Source organism: Paenibacillus lupini (genome assembly GCF_011761355.1).
Taxonomy (GTDB): domain Bacteria; phylum Bacillota; class Bacilli; order Paenibacillales; family Paenibacillaceae; genus Pristimantibacillus; species Pristimantibacillus lupini.
Genome location: NZ_JAASRW010000007.1, coordinates 61,721 through 78,100, shown reverse-complemented (window position 1 = coordinate 78,100; position 16,380 = coordinate 61,721). Strand labels below are relative to the sequence as shown.

Below are 16,380 nucleotides of genomic sequence, written 5' to 3'. Positions count from 1 at the left end.
CAATCATGCTTGAACGTTATGGACATGGGGGAGACTTACGGACGGCGGAAGAAACCTACGGCTTTCCTGCAAGGCAATTTATTGATTTCAGTTCCAATATGAATCCATTTGGCCCGCCTGAGGGAGTGAAACGTGTCCTATTGCAATATGCCGAGCAGATTGATCGGTATCCGGATCCTGCCGTGCGAGGGCTTCGAGCAAAGCTGGCGCAGCTTCATAGGGTGGACGAGCAGTCGATTCTGATTGGGAATGGTGCAGCAGAATTAATTGATCTGGTCGTTCGTGCAATTAAGCCAACGATGACTGCATTAGCCTATCCTTGTTTCACGGAGTATGGTGATGCGATTATTAAGGCTGGAGGCTCTATTACACCGGTGATGTTATCGCCTGAAAATGATTTTGCCTTGACTGAATCGATGCTTGCCGAATGTAATGCTCGTTTTTATATGTTTGGTTCCCCAAACAACCCTACAGGCCAACTAGTTGATCCTACTCTTATTATGAAGCTGGTCTATAGAGGTGCCACGGTTGTGGTAGACGAAGCATTTATGGATTTTATACCGGAAGAAGAGAAGTTTACGCTAATTCGAGAAGCTGCTGTTAATGAGCGGCTGTTTGTGATTCGATCCATGACCAAATTTTATGCGATACCGGGTATTCGTCTTGGCTATATGGTGGGAGCACCTCAGCAGATTACGGCATTACGCAAGCTTCAAGTACCATGGAGCGTGAATTCTCTGGCTCAGTTAATTGGAGAAGCGGTACTAGATGAACAAGAGTATGCCGCCCGTACAATGGAATGGCTGAAGGATGAACGTCCTTGGCTCATTGGCAGGCTGGAAGAGCTTGGCCTGCGGGTTATTCCAGGTGCGGTTAATTATTTGCTTGTACAGCTGCCAGAACGGCCAGGACTGACAGCGGCTAGCCTGCAGTATGAGATGGGGCGGATGGGTGTGCTCATTCGCGATGCTTCCCATTTTATTGGACTAGATGACTCATATTGCCGATTTGCTATAAAGCTTAGGCATCAAAATAAATGGCTGCTGCAAGCGCTTGAACGAGGTTTATCTAAATTCCAGGAAGCAGGCATCCGATGAGTCAGCCTTTTCGTCATGGAGAGAGCTTTGAGTCTGTCGTTTGGAAAGGCGTTAAAATTACACTCCTGGAAGATCGAATCGAAATCGCTAGTCCAGTTCAGCTAAAGACACTAAGTAATGCGATACATAACGGTGGTATGGCAGATGCTTTTACGGTTGTGAATTGGAAAGTTCCACTTGATTATGCGGGGATGGATCCGGTGAAGGATACGGAAAGTCAGTTTAACCAATGGGGATATACGCCGGAACAAACCATAGGTTTGCTAACGGCGGCCAAGCTGACACATGCCTCGGTAGCCGAGTTGGAAGGGGATCGCTATAAGCTGCTGTGCATTACTACGGCTGGCACTCGTAATGCAGCTAGAGCGGGGGTGCAGCGGGAAACATTCTCGGCCTATTCGGCTGGTACAATTAATACAGTGCTGCTCATAGACGGCCAAATGACGGAATCAGCTATGACGAATGCAGTGATCACGTATGCGGAAGCGAAGGCAGCAGCTTTACAGGACTTACAGCTGCTAGATCCGGATAATGGCCAAATTGCCACAGGAACCACGACAGATGCGATCGTTATTGGGGTTAGCGGGAGTAAGGAATATGAGGCCATACATGCTTATGCTGGAACCGCAACAACAATAGGCAACGCCATTGGCAGACTCGTATACGAGACGGTATATGAATCATGCCAAACACAGCACGAGAGCTGATTCCGATCCATCACGTTGAACGTGGGGCTGGAACTAGCTCTCGTTTTTTTTACTCTATTCAGTTGAACAGCCGCTTCATCAAAGTATCATGAATGGTAATTGACTCGGTTGGAATCCGAGTTAAATCAAAACAATGAATAAGCTCAGATGCTGCAACGGGTTCGAACCGTTCGAGTTGACCAGCTAGATAGGCCAGCCAACCGATTATTTGTTCGGAGCGTACGCCTGCTGCCTTTAGCCCCGCGAGGGAAGTATCTCCATGGCGTTTGGCAAGCCGCTTGCCGTCTTCACCAAGCAAGAGGGGGATATGTGCAAAACGTGGCGCTTGCAAACCAAGAGCATCGTACAACATGAGCTGACGTGGTGTGGAATCCAGCAGATCTCCTCCACGCAGGACATCTGTGATTCCCATAGCTGCGTCATCTACAACAACCGCAAGTTGATAGCTCACGATTCCGTCCGCGCGCCGGACAACGAAGTCGCCGCCTGCTCCAGGCGGGAAATGTTGGATACCGGCTATGCCATCGTTAAATAGAATTGGCCTTTCTTCGTCTGTACGGAACCGAAGGGAAGGATCCTTATGGACTTGCCGTTCCTGTCTCTCTTCAGCGGTAAGCAGACGGCAAGTGTCTGGATAGGCTGGTCCTTCGGCTGACAGCCCATGTGGTGCGCTGGCGATAGCATGAAGCTCAGCGCGGCTGCAATAGCAGGGATAAAGTTGACCGCTTTGCAGAAGCTTCTCCATGGCGGCTCCATAGAGATGAATTCTTTCACTTTGTGTGTAGGGAGCATACGGCCCGCCAACATCCGGGCCTTCGTCCCAATCCAGCCCAAGCCAGCGCAAATCGGCGAGCGCTTGCTCTGCAAGCTCTGGGCGGCAGCGCGGCCCATCGATGTCTTCCATCCGCAGAACAAATTGTCCGTTCTGTTTGCGGATCTGCAGCCAAGCGAGCAAGGCTGCCCAAGCGTTGCCGAGATGCATCATCCCGGACGGAGTAGGGGCGAAGCGTCCGCGTATATTCGACATAACGATCGACTCTCCTTTATTGACAACGATGATAGCATGACCTTTTTACCGTGTGCAACTTTTTTACAGAATGGCTTCTACACGTTAAAATAGGAGAATCGGTTATTACGATGGAGGATACAGCTATGATTCGAATAAAAGGGTATACGAAAGATAAGACGTGGATGAATGACCTGCAACTAAATGATTTGAAGGAGCTCGATTTGGACTGGTATTGGGTGGACTTCAGTGAACCGGTTCCTGCGGAAACGAAGCTGCTCGACAGTTATTTTCATTTTCATCCTCTGGCCATTGAGGACTGCTGCCACTTGCTGCAGCGTCCGAAGCTTGACCACTACGATGATACGCATTTTTTTGTACTGCATTCAGTTGACGCCAAGAGCCTGGAGGTACAAGAGGTTAATCTATTTATTGGTCCCCGGTTTATTGTGACCTATCATGTGCAGGAATCGCATGAGATTAACGATGCGTGGGGGAAGATTCAGCATGCCTCCAAGCTTGGTGAGGACGGCTATATGTTCGCGGCATATATGATCATTGACCAGTTGGTCGATCAATATTTTCCCGCTGTACAGGAGCTTGAAGAGCAAGTGCTCGATATGGAGATTGGAAGTGGAAGTGAAAGCTCGGATCAGATGACGATGGACGCGATCTTTAATATCCGTTCACGGCTGTTAAGGCTCCGTAAGACGATTTTGCCAATGCGGGATTTGCTCTACCGTACGCTTAATACCGAACGAATTGAAGGACTTAACGGTTATCTAGCATTCTATAGGGATATTTATGACCATCTCCTCAAGTTGACGGAAATGACAGATGCTGCACGTGAAATGACTGCGGATTTACGGGACAGCTTTATGTCCTATAGCTCGAATCGGATGAACTCGATTATGAAGACGCTGACGGTTATTACGACAATCTTTATGCCACTGACGTTTCTTGCTGGGATCTATGGAATGAATTTTAATAATATGCCGGAGCTTAGCTGGCACTGGGGATATTTTGGCCTAATAGGCTTTATGGTGTTGATCGGGGCAGGTATGTACGTCTGGTTCCGTAGAAAAGGCTGGTTCGATTAGGAAGAGAATGGCGGGGGATTGAAGTACATAATGAATAACGAATCGATAGAGACAATCAATCGAAAGAGAAAACTGCAAATCATTGCCGTGATGGGAGGGATCTTCCTAGTCCTTGCACTGCTGTTTGCTGTGATGCTCTACGCTCTTCAAGTAAAGAGTAAAGGGTCTGTAGAAAAGGGGCCATCTGCCTATACATACGAAGAACTGTTATCATCAAACGGGATGGAACTGCATGTGCTAAAGACGAGCCCATCGAATGTAACGCTCACTTCTATTCAGAATAATGTTGCACTAACACCGTTTTATGGCGTGAATGGCGGATTCTTCTACGAGAAGGCGCTGCTTAGTATTGCTGTTGTTGACGGGATGCCTGTTAACGGTGAGATCAAAGAGTATGGTTCAGGTGATGAAAATGCTAAATATGCACGGGGAACACTCGTCTGGGATGGAGCATCCGATAAGTTGTCTGTCCAAGTGGTACGTAACGCATCTGATCTGAAGGTAATGGATCATACGAGATTTTGGGCGCAGGGCGGAATTAGTATGAGCCTTGGCCAGGATCAAGATTGGCTTAAACAAATGAAGCACGAGCAGGCACCAAATCCAGAGGATAATCGTCTTCGTTCCGCGATGGTATATGACCATGAAGGTATGCTGTATTTGATCGTCAGCAGTACCAAAGGCTCCCTGCAAGCGTTCCGTGATGCCATTGTAGAGCAAGTGGCTGTGGGCAACCTGGAGGACGGTATTTTCTTGGACGGCGATGGCTCTTCTCAGCTTCGGTCAGCGGAAAAAATATTGACCGGCGATAATCGCCCGGTTGCTCAGATGGTCCGGCTTGTGAAATAATTTACGGCATTAATTATTATTTATTTTACGTCATTAAATAATATTTATTAATGGCATTAATTTGTTGGTGATTAACGAGGTTAAACGATTGAAAGGATATGTGTGAATCATGACGCAACTGCCAATAGACCGAGTATTGCCTCAAGTGTTAGAGGCGCTGCAGAAAGGAACAAATGCTGTATTAGTCGCTGAGCCTGGGGCAGGTAAGACGACTCGAGTTCCGCTTGCACTTCTTAAGGAAGCTTGGCTGGAGGGACGCAAGATTATTATGCTGGAGCCGCGCCGACTTGCTGCACGATCTGCTGCGAAGTATATGGCGAGCATGCTTGGAGAACAAGTTGGCGATACCGTTGGTTACCGTGTTCGTCTTGATACAAAGGTAAGCGCGCGAACGAAGATTGAAGTCGTTACAGAAGGTGTCCTAACGAGAATGCTGCAAGAGGATCAAGCTTTGGAACAGGTTGGGGCTGTCTTGTTTGATGAATTCCATGAGCGGCATCTTCACGGTGATCTTGGACTGGCGTTAGCCTTGCAATCCCAAACCCTGCTGCGAGAGGATCTACGTCTTGTTGTCATGTCTGCAACACTTGATGCGGAGCCGGTGGCGGAACTGCTAGGTGGAGCTCCAATCATAAAGAGCAGCGGGCGAGTATACCCGGTGGAGACGTTTTATCGGAGCACAAGGATAGAAGGCAAGGTTGAGCCGCAAATTGCTCAGACAATTGTACAAGCTCTACGTGAACATGCTGGTGATGTACTTGTCTTTCTACCTGGTATAGGGGAGATTCGGCGTACAGCTGGTTTACTTGCTCAAGCCGGGCTGGATTCATCCATTCGAATTACCGAGCTGCATGGCAGTCTGCCGCTGGAAGCACAGGATGCGGCAGTTGCACCATGCAAGCCAGGCGAGCGCAAAGTTGTTCTCGCCACCTCGATTGCGGAGTCCAGCTTAACAGTAGAGGGAATACGGATTGTTGTGGACAGCGGCCTTATGCGGGTACCACGCTTCTCGCCTCGTACGGGGATGACAAGACTTGCGACAACTTCTGTATCTCAGGCTTCCGCTGATCAGCGGCGAGGTCGGGCAGGACGCCTCGCACCTGGTGTCTGTTACCGGCTTTGGACCGAGCAGGAGCATCCTTATTTGCCACTTCAGAACACCCCAGAACTGCTAGAGACAGACTTGACGCCGTTAGCGCTCGAGCTTGCCGTATGGGGAGTGATGAAACCAACTGAACTGGCATGGCTTGATCCTCCACCACAAGTTGCCTACCGCCAATCGTTTGATCTCTTAACGCTACTGCATGCTATAGATGAAGAGGGAAGACCAACGGAGTGGGGGAGCCGAATCGCGAAGCTAGGCCTCCATCCAAGGCTAGGCTTTATGCTGCTGAAGGCAGAGCAGCTTGGCTTAGCAGCGGCAGCATGTGAACTCGCTGCTCTGCTTAGTGAGCGTGATCTGCTGCCACAGGAGCGTAATGTGGATGTTAGGCTTCGACTGGAAGCGCTGCGTGGCTATAGTGGCCGGCTGGTAGCGGATCGGGGAGCCATACAGCGAGTTAAGGCTCAGGCTCAGCAATGGAGCCGAATGCTTCAGGAGAATGGAAAGCAGCAGCAATTGGCTGATGGCTCAGAAGGTATTGCCGATATAGGTTTGCTTCTTGCCTTCGCTTATCCGGACCGAATTGCACAGCGGCGATCGGATGGCCGATATTTGCTTGCGAACGGAAGAGGAGCTGTGCTGCCAGAGCTTCAGCCCATGTCTCGAGCGGCGTATCTTGTGGCTGCTGAGCTGGATGATGCGGGAGTGGAAAGCCGAATCCGGCTCGCGGCTGAGCTGAATATGGACAGGCTGGAGCAGGCAGCAGGTGAACAGCTGCAAGTTGAAGAAGCAGTGGAATGGGATATGGACGCTCATGCGGTTCGTGCCCGCCGAAGAATTCGGCTGGGCGCTATTATTTTAAAGGAAGCGCCGCTTCAGCAGCCCTCACCTGAACGAGTAGCTATAGCGCTGGCTGACGGGATTGCCCGCGAAGGGCTGGAGCTTTTGTCCATGTCGAAAGCTGCTAAGCAGCTGCAGGCGAGAATGCTCCTGATGGCACAACATAACAGCGGCTGGCCAGATGTATCCGAAGAAAACCTTCTAGCAACGGTCCAAGACTGGCTGTTGCCTCATCTATATGGAATGAAAAACCGCTCCGATCTGCAGCGGCTTAATATGGTCCAGCTGCTGGAAGGCTTGCTTAGCTGGACACAGAGGCAGGAGCTTGACGAGCAGGTGCCAACACATATGACGGTTCCAAGCGGTTCGCGAATACCGATTGATTATAGCGATCCAGATGCCCCGTTTATTGCGGTGCGTCTCCAGGAGCTGTTTGGACTTCAAGAAACGCCGCGGCTTGCAGGAGGAAGGCTTCCACTAACGCTGCACTTGCTGTCGCCTTCGCAGCGACCAGTTCAAGTGACAAGAGACTTACAAAGCTTCTGGAATGAGGCTTATTTTGAAGTGAAGAAGGATTTGAAGGGACGATATCCGAAGCATTATTGGCCGGATGATCCTTATGCGGCACAGCCGACGAATCGGGTAAAGCCGCGTACTTAAGCAGGAGCAGGGGGATTATTATGGAGATTCTTATTATCTATTTACTTGTTATTAATATAATTGCTTTTGTCATTATGGGAATGGACAAGAGCTATGCCAGACATAAGAAGAGACGTGTACCGGAGAAAAGGTTGTTTGGTATTAGTGCAATCGGCGGGGCACTTGGTGCCTGGATCGGGATGCAGGTATGGCGGCACAAAACCAAACATACTTCTTTTCGGGTAGGTATTCCGCTCTTATTTGTCTTTAATCTGGTAGTCATCTATTACCTATTGAGATTGATCGGAATGAATTTCGAGCTGTAATTGCTTACAACTCTCGTCCTGTGGTATATTGGTTATTCGTTTTTTCCAAAATGCTTACGAGGTAAGAATCACCGCCAACGGCTGTATTGCAGCCTATGGTACGATAATTCTTTGGATTATGCTTACGAGGTAAGAATCACCGCTTTGGCAATAGTAATGCCACATCTGTGGTAATTCTTTTTAGGAGGTAACTGACATGACACAGGTTCAAAGTGCCTATCAAGAAGAGCAAGAAAGACTGGCTCGATCGATGGACGATATTAAGAGTCAGCTGGCTGGCATTGGCCCCCGTTATACGGGTGATGATTTTACGGAGCAAATGCTCGATTTGCAGCGTGAAGAACGCAAACGGCGTCTGGAGGTAGCCTTCCGTGAACCCTACTTCGGTAGAATTGACTTCGAAGAGCTGCCAAATGGCGAGAATAAGCCGTTGTATATCGGCAAAGCTGGTGTTGCGAAGCAAGGCAGCAATGAGCTGCTCGTCGTAGATTGGCGTGCCCCTGTAGCCAGCCTATTCTATTCTTTTACAGGCGGGGAGGATGCAGCTGCCTATGTCGCGCCGGAAGGCGAGATTGAAGGCTTTGTTCATCTGAAGCGTAACTTTATGGTAAGGCAAGGCGAGCTTGTCCGTATGGTAGACAGCTATGTTCGTGGGAAAGATGAAGAATCCGTAACGGATGAATTCCTTTTATACCGCCTAGGCGAGAACAAAGATAATAAATTGAGGGATATCGTTTCTACGATCCAGCATGAGCAGGACAGAATCATCCGGTCGGAACGTAATAAGGCCCTGTTCATTCAGGGGGTTGCAGGTAGTGGTAAAACAACAGTAGCTCTTCACCGGCTGGCGTTCCTGCTTTATCAATATGCTGACCGAGTAAAAGCTGAGCGGATGATTATCTTCGCTCCCAACCGTATGTTCCTTGATTATATCTCCGGAGTCCTCCCTGAGCTTGGGGTAGGCGACATTCTGCAAACGACATTCGTTGACTGGTCGCTGGAGCTGCTTGGCCATGAGGTGAAGCTGCGCAGTGCATCAGATGCTCTATCGTATTGGTTTGAGGAGCATCGATCGGCAGAAGAGATGGCGAATGCACCGGGCAGAATAAAAGGCTCGCTCACATTTAAAGAAGCGATCGACACCCGCATCGAAGAGCTCGAGCAGCGGCTTGTACCCGTTATTCCTTTTGAGCCTCTGCCAGGATTGATTTTAAAACCAGAACTCATGAAAGAATGGTTCGAAACCGATTACGGTGATGAGACTTTAATGAAGAAGCGGGACCGACTCGTCAACCGTATTCGCCGCTGGTTTGAATCGGAGCTGAAGCTTCGGAAGGTCGTTGATAAGAAGCTGCGCGCCAAAGCACAGACCAAACTGAACGCCTTTTCGAAGAAAATTCCTTCTTTCACGGCACCTCAGCTATACGCTTCCTTGTTCGGAGGAAAACAAGCTGTAACGGTTATCCCGAAAGCAATTGCTTCAGCAACGGCAGCTTCCTTAAAGAACGGACAGGTAGAAGCTGAAGACCTAGCACCGCTAGTGTACATTCATCTGCGTCTGTATGGCCTGCAGATTTCGTCTTACGATCATATCGTAATTGACGAAGCGCAAGACTACTCTCCATTCCAGCTAGAAGCGCTGAGGTTGTGTCAGAAATCACCATCGATGACGGTGCTTGGTGACTTGCAGCAGGGGATTCATGCTTACGCTGGTATTCAGAGCTGGACGGAGCTTATTGATCTATTCACAGAAGAGCAGACAGGTTTCTTCGAACTGAACCGAAGCTATCGTTCAACTATGGAGATTATTGAATTCGCGAATCGTATTCTGGGAGCAATGGGTGGCGGTGTGAAACCGGCGGTACCTGTGTTCCGTAGCGGTGATCCGGTTGAGGTCGAGCAAGTCACGGATAAAGAATGGTTGAGCAGAATCGTATCGTCTGTACAAGAATGGCAGGCTACTGGCCAATTCCAGACGATCTCGGTTATCGGCCGCACAGCAGAGCAATGTTCCGAACTACATGAGTTCTTGCTTAGCAAGGGACTTGATGCATCACTAGTCCAAAGCAAACAGCCGGAGTATGGCGGAGGCTTATCTGTTGTGCCGGTGTATTTGTCCAAAGGATTGGAGTTCGACGCGGTATTAATTGCTGATGCCGGGGCTGATAAGTATTCGGAAAATGATGCGAAGCTGTTGTATGTTGGCTGTACAAGAGCACTTCATAAGCTGAAATTACTTCATCGCGATTCATTAACGTCATTAATTAGTAAAGAATAGTTACTTTAAATATGACAGTATTTCGTCATGTCTCAGCTTCATATTGACATTAATGCCCGTTGTAACTAGGCTACAAGTATAGGCGTATTCCGAGCACCGTACGCATGAAATTGTGTGCGGTGCTGCTGAGCCTCATTCAAATGCCGGGAAGGGAATGGACAAGTTTGAGTAATCAAGTGAAAGCGAAACAACGGCCAAGGCCAAATACGAAGTATCAACCGGTTAAGAAGCAATCCAACAAGTCGCTGCTCGTATTAACACTAGCGATTGTAGCTGTTATTGTCGTTATTATTCTTGGCATCAATCATCAATCGAAACAGCAAGCGGAATTAAGCAACAAGGTGTATGATATCGATTTAACTGGCATGCCTATGAAGGGCAGTGCAGATGCTCCGGTCAAAATTGTCGAGTTCGGCGATTACAAATGTCCGGTTTGTCAATATTTTGCGCAGAACGTAGAGCCTCAGATTGAAAAAGATTTCATTGATACAGGTAAAGCAGCACTTTATTTCGCGAATTATACGTTTATCGGTCCTGACTCCGTAACCGCAGCACTGGCGGCGGAATCTGTACAACAGCAAAGCAATGATGCTTTCTGGCCTTATTACAAAGCGATCTATGATAACCAACAAAATGAGAAGACCAATTGGGCAACATCAGATTATCTGGTACAACTCGCGAAGGATGCGAATCTTTCGATTGACTTCGACAAGCTGAAGAAGGATATCGACGATAAGACGTACCAAAGCGAAGTTAACAAGGATAATGCAATGGTAGGTCCGCTGAATGTTACCGGTACACCAACACTCTTTATTAATGGTGTGCAGTATGCAGGCAACCTAGATTACGCGAGCATTAAAGCAGCAATTGATGAAGCGGTTAATAAGGAGTAGGAACGATTGACAACGACAACCGAAACCGAAATCTATGAAAGCTGGTTCCAGCGGTATGGTTTGTATTTGGCTTGGATTGTCTCATTAGTTGCTACAGGAGGATCCTTGTATTTCAGTGAAATACGCGGGTTTATCCCATGTGATTTGTGCTGGTACCAGCGTATCTTCATGTATCCGCAAGTTATTCTGCTTGGCATTGCTGTTTACCGCAGCGACCGCAGAATCATTGGATACGTATTGCCTCTTAGCGTGATTGGGATGCTCATTTCGATCTATCATAACTTTGAGATCTGGTTCCCAAAGGTTGGCGAAATGATGCCATGCCGCTCAGGTATCCCATGCAACTATGATTATTTGAACTGGCTTGGTTTCATTACGATCCCGCTTATGGCATTGACGGCATTTATCTTTATCCTTATTTTCTTGGTGCTGGGCCGTCAAAAAAGCGAATAATTAAGATGGTTAATTATAATCGCCGCATTCTCTTCAGATTGAAGGGATGTGGCGATTTTTCTGTTTAATATTGATGTGACATTTACACCTTGCATAGGGCTTGTCTATAATGGTTTACATCATGGGTATTGGTATCGGAGTGAATCAGATTGTCGGAATGGACTTGGGAGGATTGGTCAGCACCGCTGGTGTTATCCTTGAAAATATGTTTTACAGCCAGCCTATTCGTAGCCATTCTTGGCGTATGGGCTGCCTGGTGGATGACGAGAAAGAAACGTCGAGGGAAGCTTATTCTTGAGACAATCTTTATGCTGCCGCTTGTATTGCCGCCAACGGTCATTGGATTCCTGTTGCTTGTTACGCTAGGGCGCAGAGGATGGGTTGGAATCGCTTATGAATGGCTGTTTAATCAGCCCATTATCTTCACTTGGATTGCTGGCATCATTGCAGCTGTAGTAGTTGCATTCCCACTTGTTTATCAAACGATGAAGACAGGTTTTCAAGGGGTAGAGCGGCATCTGGAGGATTCAGCAAGATCGGTTGGAGCAGGAGAATGGCAGGTATTTCGTTATATAACGCTGCCACTAGCTGGTCGTTCGTTTGTATCTTCCTACATTCTTGGCTTCGCTAGAAGTCTTGGAGAGTTTGGAGCAACGCTTATGATAGCAGGTAATATCCCAGGAGTGACTCAAACAACACCAACAGCGATCTATACTGCAGTCGAATCTGGACATATGACGTTAGCCTGGTCATGGACAGCAGCTATTATCGCAGTATCCTTCCTGATGTTAATTGTGACAGGACGGTTAAATGAAACGTTGAACAATAAGTGAACTCCGTTGTTTCCAGGCTCATTGAGGTGGCGACAGCGAAAAAAATACGGTATCGTAAGAGGAAAGTCGGTTTTGGGAAGTAGGCACAAAGTATGATTGCAACAGAACTCTACAAAGAGGCAGAGCAGTTTATAGCCGATTGTTATATAGAATTAGGAAAAACCGAAACAGAAGCAAAGCAGCGGCTTGCGGAAATTGAGCAGTCTATCGTAAAGACAGGCAGCTATGAGCACACCATGGAGGAACTTCGTCACGGGGCTAGAGTGGCTTGGCGCAACAGCAATCGCTGTATTGGCCGCTTATTCTGGCAGTCGCTTGAAGTGAGAGATGCACGATCATTACATAAGACGGATGAGATTGCGGAATCGATATTTAACCACATGAAATATGCAACAAATGATGGACGAATCCGTCCGACGATAACGGTCTTTGCCCCTCAGCAGGGAGAAAAGCGAATTCGAATATGGAATCATCAGTTGGTACGTTATGCAGGGTATGACACGGAAATGGGAGTGGTCGGTGACCCAGCTTCAGTTGCTTTTACCCGTGTATGTACAACATTGGGCTGGCAAGGTGCAAGGACTGCCTTTGATATTCTGCCGCTCGTCATTCAAGTGAATAATGAGCCGCCGAGATGGTATGAGTTGCCGGAAGGACTTGTGAAGGAAGTGCCCTTATCCCACCCAGAAATCGCAAATTTCGAGGAGCTAAATCTGCAATGGTATGCCGTTCCGTTTATCTCGGATATGATGCTTGAGATTGGGGGTATAACGTATTCAGCGGCGCCGTTTAACGGCTGGTACATGGGAACGGAAATTGGAGCACGCAATCTTGCTGATATTGGCCGATATAATCAGCTTCCGAACGTAGCCAAGCTTATGGGCCTTGATACAACGACTAATACTTCCCTATGGAAGGACCGTGCGATGACAGAGCTGAACGTTGCTGTTATTCATTCTTACAAAAAACACGGCGTCAGCATCGTTGATCATCATACAGCTGCCGAGCAGTTCATGCGCTTCACTCAGCAGGAGCAAAATAACGGTCGTCAATTAACTGGTAATTGGTCGTGGTTAATTCCACCGATGTCGCCGTCTACAACACCGGTCTGGCATCGCGGATTTGATAACACGGAGTTGAAGCCGACTTATCGCTATCAGAAGCTGCCATATGTTCTTAATGATTATGAAGCTTAATGACATGGGGGAAACGACAAAGTGGATTTCAGAATGGAATATTTATCTTTCTTCGTTATCGTAACAGATGGTGAGGACAGCTCGTCCTCGAAACGATACAAGCATTTTCAAACGTTGGATGAAGACGATTATGAAGATAGCGAGATCAAGCGATTCCTTGACGGCGAGTTTACCCGGATTGTAAAACGTAAGGTAGAGCGCAATCCCAATACGGAGAATGCTCCGACGAAAATTGGACGATTTATGGTTGAACCAGGCTATGAGCTGGGTAGTAATCAGAACTATAACTTGTTCCAACGTCTACGGGAAGCCGACAGCAAGGAACGTTTTATCGGTATCGCCGATGAATTGGTACATATTTATATGGATACGACAGCGGTTCGCGGCGGGGCATTTATTATTGCCAGAGCAAAGCTGAACACTTATTTCGATGAACCTTTCCTGTTCCTGCTCAAATGTGATTTCGAGCCAAAAATCGCGCGCATCTCGGACGAACGAAGCTTGATCTCCCATGTTGAGATGGCTATCAGTGCACGTGGCATGAAGTCAATCCAATATCCGCATATGCCGGAGGAAGGAGCTCTTGATCAATGGGAGCTCAAAATTCATCAGGCTTCACATGCTCGCTATTTCGAGGATTTCCTGAAGTTCGTATCCTACGAGAAGCCTTTGCCTGAAGTGATGGGTGAGCAGGTGCTTGGGATGGTCCAGCAGTATATGGAGGACAAATGGCAAGCTGCTCCTGAAAGTGTGGAACGTCGTGAGGAAGAGAATGCTATTGAAGTATGGGCGGCAAGCGAGAAGCGTGAGCTGCAGGAATATTGGACGCATGAGCAGGTAACAACAGCTTCCGCCGCTCTTGTTGAGCAGAAGCCGGATCTGCCTTTCTCGTTTAAGCTTGGTGGGGTAACGATAAAAGGGCTGCTTGCAGACTTTGGGGTAACATTGCATTTCGCAAAACATAATGGACGTTATGTAACCGTGATTGAAGGTGATGCATTCCAATTCGAAAAAGGCGTATCGCCAGTCGAGCTGCTGCAGCCGCCGGATCTTGAAGAAATTCTGCCGATTATCGGTACGAATGTGAAAGAAGAACCAGCAATACCGCCGTATGAAGATGACAACTCATCTGCGGCGCAAGATGATGATGTACCTTGGTAATGGAGGGGAACGGAATGGACAAATTATTTTTTATTGAGATCGGAATGGGCTGTGATCTGCATGGCCAGAACATCACGAAAGCATCAATACGTGCGGTTCAGAATGCAATTCATCATAATTCAATGCCGGGTCTTCGATCGGTCTTACCAGGTGGGACACTCGACAATATGAAGGTACATGTCAAGCTTGCCGTTCCTTGTGACAAGGAATTGCTTGATGTAGAGCAGGTTAAGGCGGTTCTGCCTTATGGTCAGGTTACCGTTGAAATCATGGACGGCGGTATGATGACAACAAGTGGTGTCGTTCTGCCGGATAAAGAGGATAAGAATGATCTGATCTACATCGTGAATGCATCGGTGGAAGTGGGTTATTAATAGGCGAGGTTAAGTGTAAACCGTATATCTGTCCATTAGTGGATAGGTATACGGTTTATTTTTGCAGGATTCATGAATGCGTGGACGGGGTAACATACAAGTAGTTATCAACAGTTCAGAAGAAAAGAAGGAGACGCTCATGGTTCTGAAACTGATCTTGTTTGCGGTGCTGCTGTTTTGTTCCGCTTTCTTCGTAGCAACTGAATTTGCAGTCGTCCGCCTTCGTACCAGCAGGGTGCAGCAATTGGTCGCTGAAGGGGTTCGTAATGGAGCAGCGGTTCAAAATGTTTTGCAGCACTTGGACAGCTATTTGTCCGCCTGCCAGCTTGGCATAACCATCACTGCGCTTGGACTCGGCTGGCTTGGAGAGCCGACGGTTCATGATTTGCTTGATCCATTGTTTCACCAGCTTCATATTGGCGGCGAACTGGTTAATGTCTTGTCATTTATTTTATCTTTCGCCGTTGTTACCTACTTGCATGTCGTTCTTGGCGAGCTGGCACCTAAGACCGTAGCTATTATCAAACCGGAGCAAATTAGTTTATCCGTTGCTCCTATTATCATTGGCTTTTATAAAGTGATGTTTCCGTTTATCTGGCTGCTTAACGGCTCGGCCAACGGCGTTGTGAGGCTGCTTGGCTTCAAGCCAACAGGAGAGCAGGAAGCTCATTCCGAAGAAGAGATCCGGAGTATTATGTCGGAGAGCTACGAAAGCGGAAAAATAAATAAAAGCGAGCTCAGCTACGTAAACCGGATATTCGAATTTGACGAACGGTTAGCTCGGGAGATCATGGTTCCGCGGACGGATATGGTCTGTTTGTTTATGGAGAACTCCAAGGTGGAGAATATCTCGATTATCCGCAAAGAACAGTATACCCGGTTCCCTGTTGCTAAGGGCAGCAAGGATAATATCGTCGGGATCATTAATACGAAGCAGTTCTTTATGCAGTATTTTGGTAACAATGAGACTGATGTTGCAACGATGCTTCAGCCTGTTATGTCTGTACCGGAAGTGATGCCAATCAAGAAGCTGCTTCGTAAGATGCAGCTGGAACGGGTGCATATCGCTATTTTGCATGATGAATACGGTGGGACATCCGGACTGATTACGATCGAAGATATTATTGAGGAGATCGTTGGAGAAATTCGTGATGAATTTGATGCCGATGAGGTGAAGGAAATTGATGCGGTCGAGCCGAATCGTTTTATTGTAGACGGCAAAGCGCTGATTGGTGAGGTTAATGTAGCCATTGGCTGCCATCTGGAAAGCCATGATGTAGATTCGATTGGCGGCTGGTTATATAATCAATACCCGGATCTGGAAGTCGGGGAGCCGCAGGATCACGAAGAGCTGACTTTTATCATACGGGAGAAAGAACGGCATCGGATCCGTAAAATCGAAATTATCTTCCATGTAGTTAACCCCGTTAATGAATAGGGACTGATGAGCCGTATTCCTATGATGGAAATGCGGCTTTTCTCCTAAAACGTTGGTTGCTTTCGCTCGTCTTACGCTTGTGCTATTA

The 16,380-nt window shown here is 47.7% G+C and carries 15 protein-coding genes; 14 read left to right on the top strand and 1 reads right to left on the bottom strand.

The genetic code is table 11. From position 1 onward, the window contains the following. Positions 1 to 5: 5 nt before the first annotated feature. Together cobD and FHS17_RS22185 are read left to right on the top strand one after the other, a co-directional pair. The gene (cobD, locus tag FHS17_RS22190; RefSeq protein ID WP_167280655.1) at positions 6 to 1,097 is read left to right on the top strand and encodes a threonine-phosphate decarboxylase CobD; all 1,092 of its coding nucleotides are present in this window, start codon (positions 6 to 8) and stop codon (positions 1,095 to 1,097) included. Then, positions 1,094 to 1,804 (top strand): adenosylcobinamide amidohydrolase, encoded by a 711-nt coding sequence (locus FHS17_RS22185; RefSeq protein ID WP_167280654.1) that lies wholly within the window; start codon positions 1,094 to 1,096, stop codon positions 1,802 to 1,804. Before cobD ends, FHS17_RS22185 begins: the two co-directional genes overlap by 4 nt. Before the next feature lie 58 nt (positions 1,805 to 1,862). On the opposite strand, the gene gluQRS is transcribed toward FHS17_RS22185, so the two are convergent. Beyond that, complete coding sequence (gene gluQRS, locus FHS17_RS22180; protein WP_167280653.1) at positions 1,863 to 2,831, bottom strand: tRNA glutamyl-Q(34) synthetase GluQRS; 969 nt, start codon at positions 2,829 to 2,831, stop codon at positions 1,863 to 1,865. Positions 2,832 to 2,956: 125 nt separating this feature from the next. Between gluQRS and corA the strand changes: the two genes are divergently transcribed. The 12 genes from corA (at position 2,957) to FHS17_RS22120 (ending at position 16,292) form a co-directional block, all read left to right on the top strand. Then, the gene (gene corA, locus FHS17_RS22175; RefSeq protein ID WP_167280652.1) at positions 2,957 to 3,910 is read left to right on the top strand and encodes a magnesium/cobalt transporter CorA; all 954 of its coding nucleotides are present in this window, start codon (positions 2,957 to 2,959) and stop codon (positions 3,908 to 3,910) included. 30 nt (positions 3,911 to 3,940) lie between these two features. Beyond that, the gene (locus FHS17_RS22170; protein WP_167280651.1) at positions 3,941 to 4,759 is read left to right on the top strand and encodes a hypothetical protein; all 819 of its coding nucleotides are present in this window, start codon (positions 3,941 to 3,943) and stop codon (positions 4,757 to 4,759) included. A gap of 109 nt (positions 4,760 to 4,868) precedes the next feature. After that, the gene (gene hrpB, locus FHS17_RS22165; protein ID WP_167280650.1) at positions 4,869 to 7,361 is read left to right on the top strand and encodes an ATP-dependent helicase HrpB; all 2,493 of its coding nucleotides are present in this window, start codon (positions 4,869 to 4,871) and stop codon (positions 7,359 to 7,361) included. 20 nt (positions 7,362 to 7,381) lie between these two features. Continuing rightward, on the top strand, positions 7,382 to 7,666 hold the full coding sequence (locus FHS17_RS22160; protein WP_167280649.1) for a DUF1294 domain-containing protein: 285 nt from the start codon (positions 7,382 to 7,384) through the stop codon (positions 7,664 to 7,666). Between the two features lie 196 nt (positions 7,667 to 7,862). Next, complete coding sequence (locus FHS17_RS22155; RefSeq protein WP_167280648.1) at positions 7,863 to 9,944, top strand: HelD family protein; 2,082 nt, start codon at positions 7,863 to 7,865, stop codon at positions 9,942 to 9,944. A gap of 104 nt (positions 9,945 to 10,048) precedes the next feature. Next, the gene (locus tag FHS17_RS22150; protein ID WP_243865497.1) at positions 10,049 to 10,837 is read left to right on the top strand and encodes a DsbA family protein; all 789 of its coding nucleotides are present in this window, start codon (positions 10,049 to 10,051) and stop codon (positions 10,835 to 10,837) included. 6 nt (positions 10,838 to 10,843) lie between these two features. Further along, a complete protein-coding gene (locus FHS17_RS22145; RefSeq protein ID WP_167280647.1) occupies positions 10,844 to 11,290 on the top strand; it encodes a disulfide oxidoreductase in 447 nt (148 codons plus the stop codon). A 149-nt stretch (positions 11,291 to 11,439) separates the two neighbouring features. Then, complete coding sequence (modB, locus tag FHS17_RS22140; protein WP_167280646.1) at positions 11,440 to 12,123, top strand: molybdate ABC transporter permease subunit; 684 nt, start codon at positions 11,440 to 11,442, stop codon at positions 12,121 to 12,123. Positions 12,124 to 12,215: 92 nt separating this feature from the next. Continuing rightward, positions 12,216 to 13,319: a nitric oxide synthase oxygenase gene (locus FHS17_RS22135; RefSeq protein WP_167280645.1), complete on the top strand. Its 1,104-nt coding sequence runs from the start codon at positions 12,216 to 12,218 to the stop codon at positions 13,317 to 13,319. Between the two features lie 21 nt (positions 13,320 to 13,340). Beyond that, positions 13,341 to 14,480 (top strand): DUF3900 domain-containing protein, encoded by a 1,140-nt coding sequence (locus FHS17_RS22130; RefSeq protein WP_341805893.1) that lies wholly within the window; start codon positions 13,341 to 13,343, stop codon positions 14,478 to 14,480. 14 nt (positions 14,481 to 14,494) lie between these two features. Next, positions 14,495 to 14,854 (top strand): Lin0512 family protein, encoded by a 360-nt coding sequence (locus FHS17_RS22125; RefSeq protein ID WP_167280644.1) that lies wholly within the window; start codon positions 14,495 to 14,497, stop codon positions 14,852 to 14,854. Between the two features lie 139 nt (positions 14,855 to 14,993). Then, a complete protein-coding gene (locus tag FHS17_RS22120) occupies positions 14,994 to 16,292 on the top strand; it encodes a hemolysin family protein (RefSeq protein WP_167280643.1) in 1,299 nt (432 codons plus the stop codon). Positions 16,293 to 16,380 lie beyond the last annotated feature (88 nt).

Coding starts and splice junctions, on each gene's coding strand:
- cobD (WP_167280655.1), top strand. CDS start 6: ATGCTTGAACGTTATGGACATGGGGGAGACTTACGGACGGCGGAAGAA.
- FHS17_RS22185 (WP_167280654.1), top strand. CDS start 1,094: ATGAGTCAGCCTTTTCGTCATGGAGAGAGCTTTGAGTCTGTCGTTTGG.
- gluQRS (WP_167280653.1), bottom strand. CDS start 2,831: ATGTCGAATATACGCGGACGCTTCGCCCCTACTCCGTCCGGGATGATG.
- corA (WP_167280652.1), top strand. CDS start 2,957: ATGATTCGAATAAAAGGGTATACGAAAGATAAGACGTGGATGAATGAC.
- FHS17_RS22170 (WP_167280651.1), top strand. CDS start 3,941: ATGAATAACGAATCGATAGAGACAATCAATCGAAAGAGAAAACTGCAA.
- hrpB (WP_167280650.1), top strand. CDS start 4,869: ATGACGCAACTGCCAATAGACCGAGTATTGCCTCAAGTGTTAGAGGCG.
- FHS17_RS22160 (WP_167280649.1), top strand. CDS start 7,382: ATGGAGATTCTTATTATCTATTTACTTGTTATTAATATAATTGCTTTT.
- FHS17_RS22155 (WP_167280648.1), top strand. CDS start 7,863: ATGACACAGGTTCAAAGTGCCTATCAAGAAGAGCAAGAAAGACTGGCT.
- FHS17_RS22150 (WP_243865497.1), top strand. CDS start 10,049: ATGAAATTGTGTGCGGTGCTGCTGAGCCTCATTCAAATGCCGGGAAGG.
- FHS17_RS22135 (WP_167280645.1), top strand. CDS start 12,216: ATGATTGCAACAGAACTCTACAAAGAGGCAGAGCAGTTTATAGCCGAT.
- FHS17_RS22125 (WP_167280644.1), top strand. CDS start 14,495: ATGGACAAATTATTTTTTATTGAGATCGGAATGGGCTGTGATCTGCAT.
- FHS17_RS22120 (WP_167280643.1), top strand. CDS start 14,994: ATGGTTCTGAAACTGATCTTGTTTGCGGTGCTGCTGTTTTGTTCCGCT.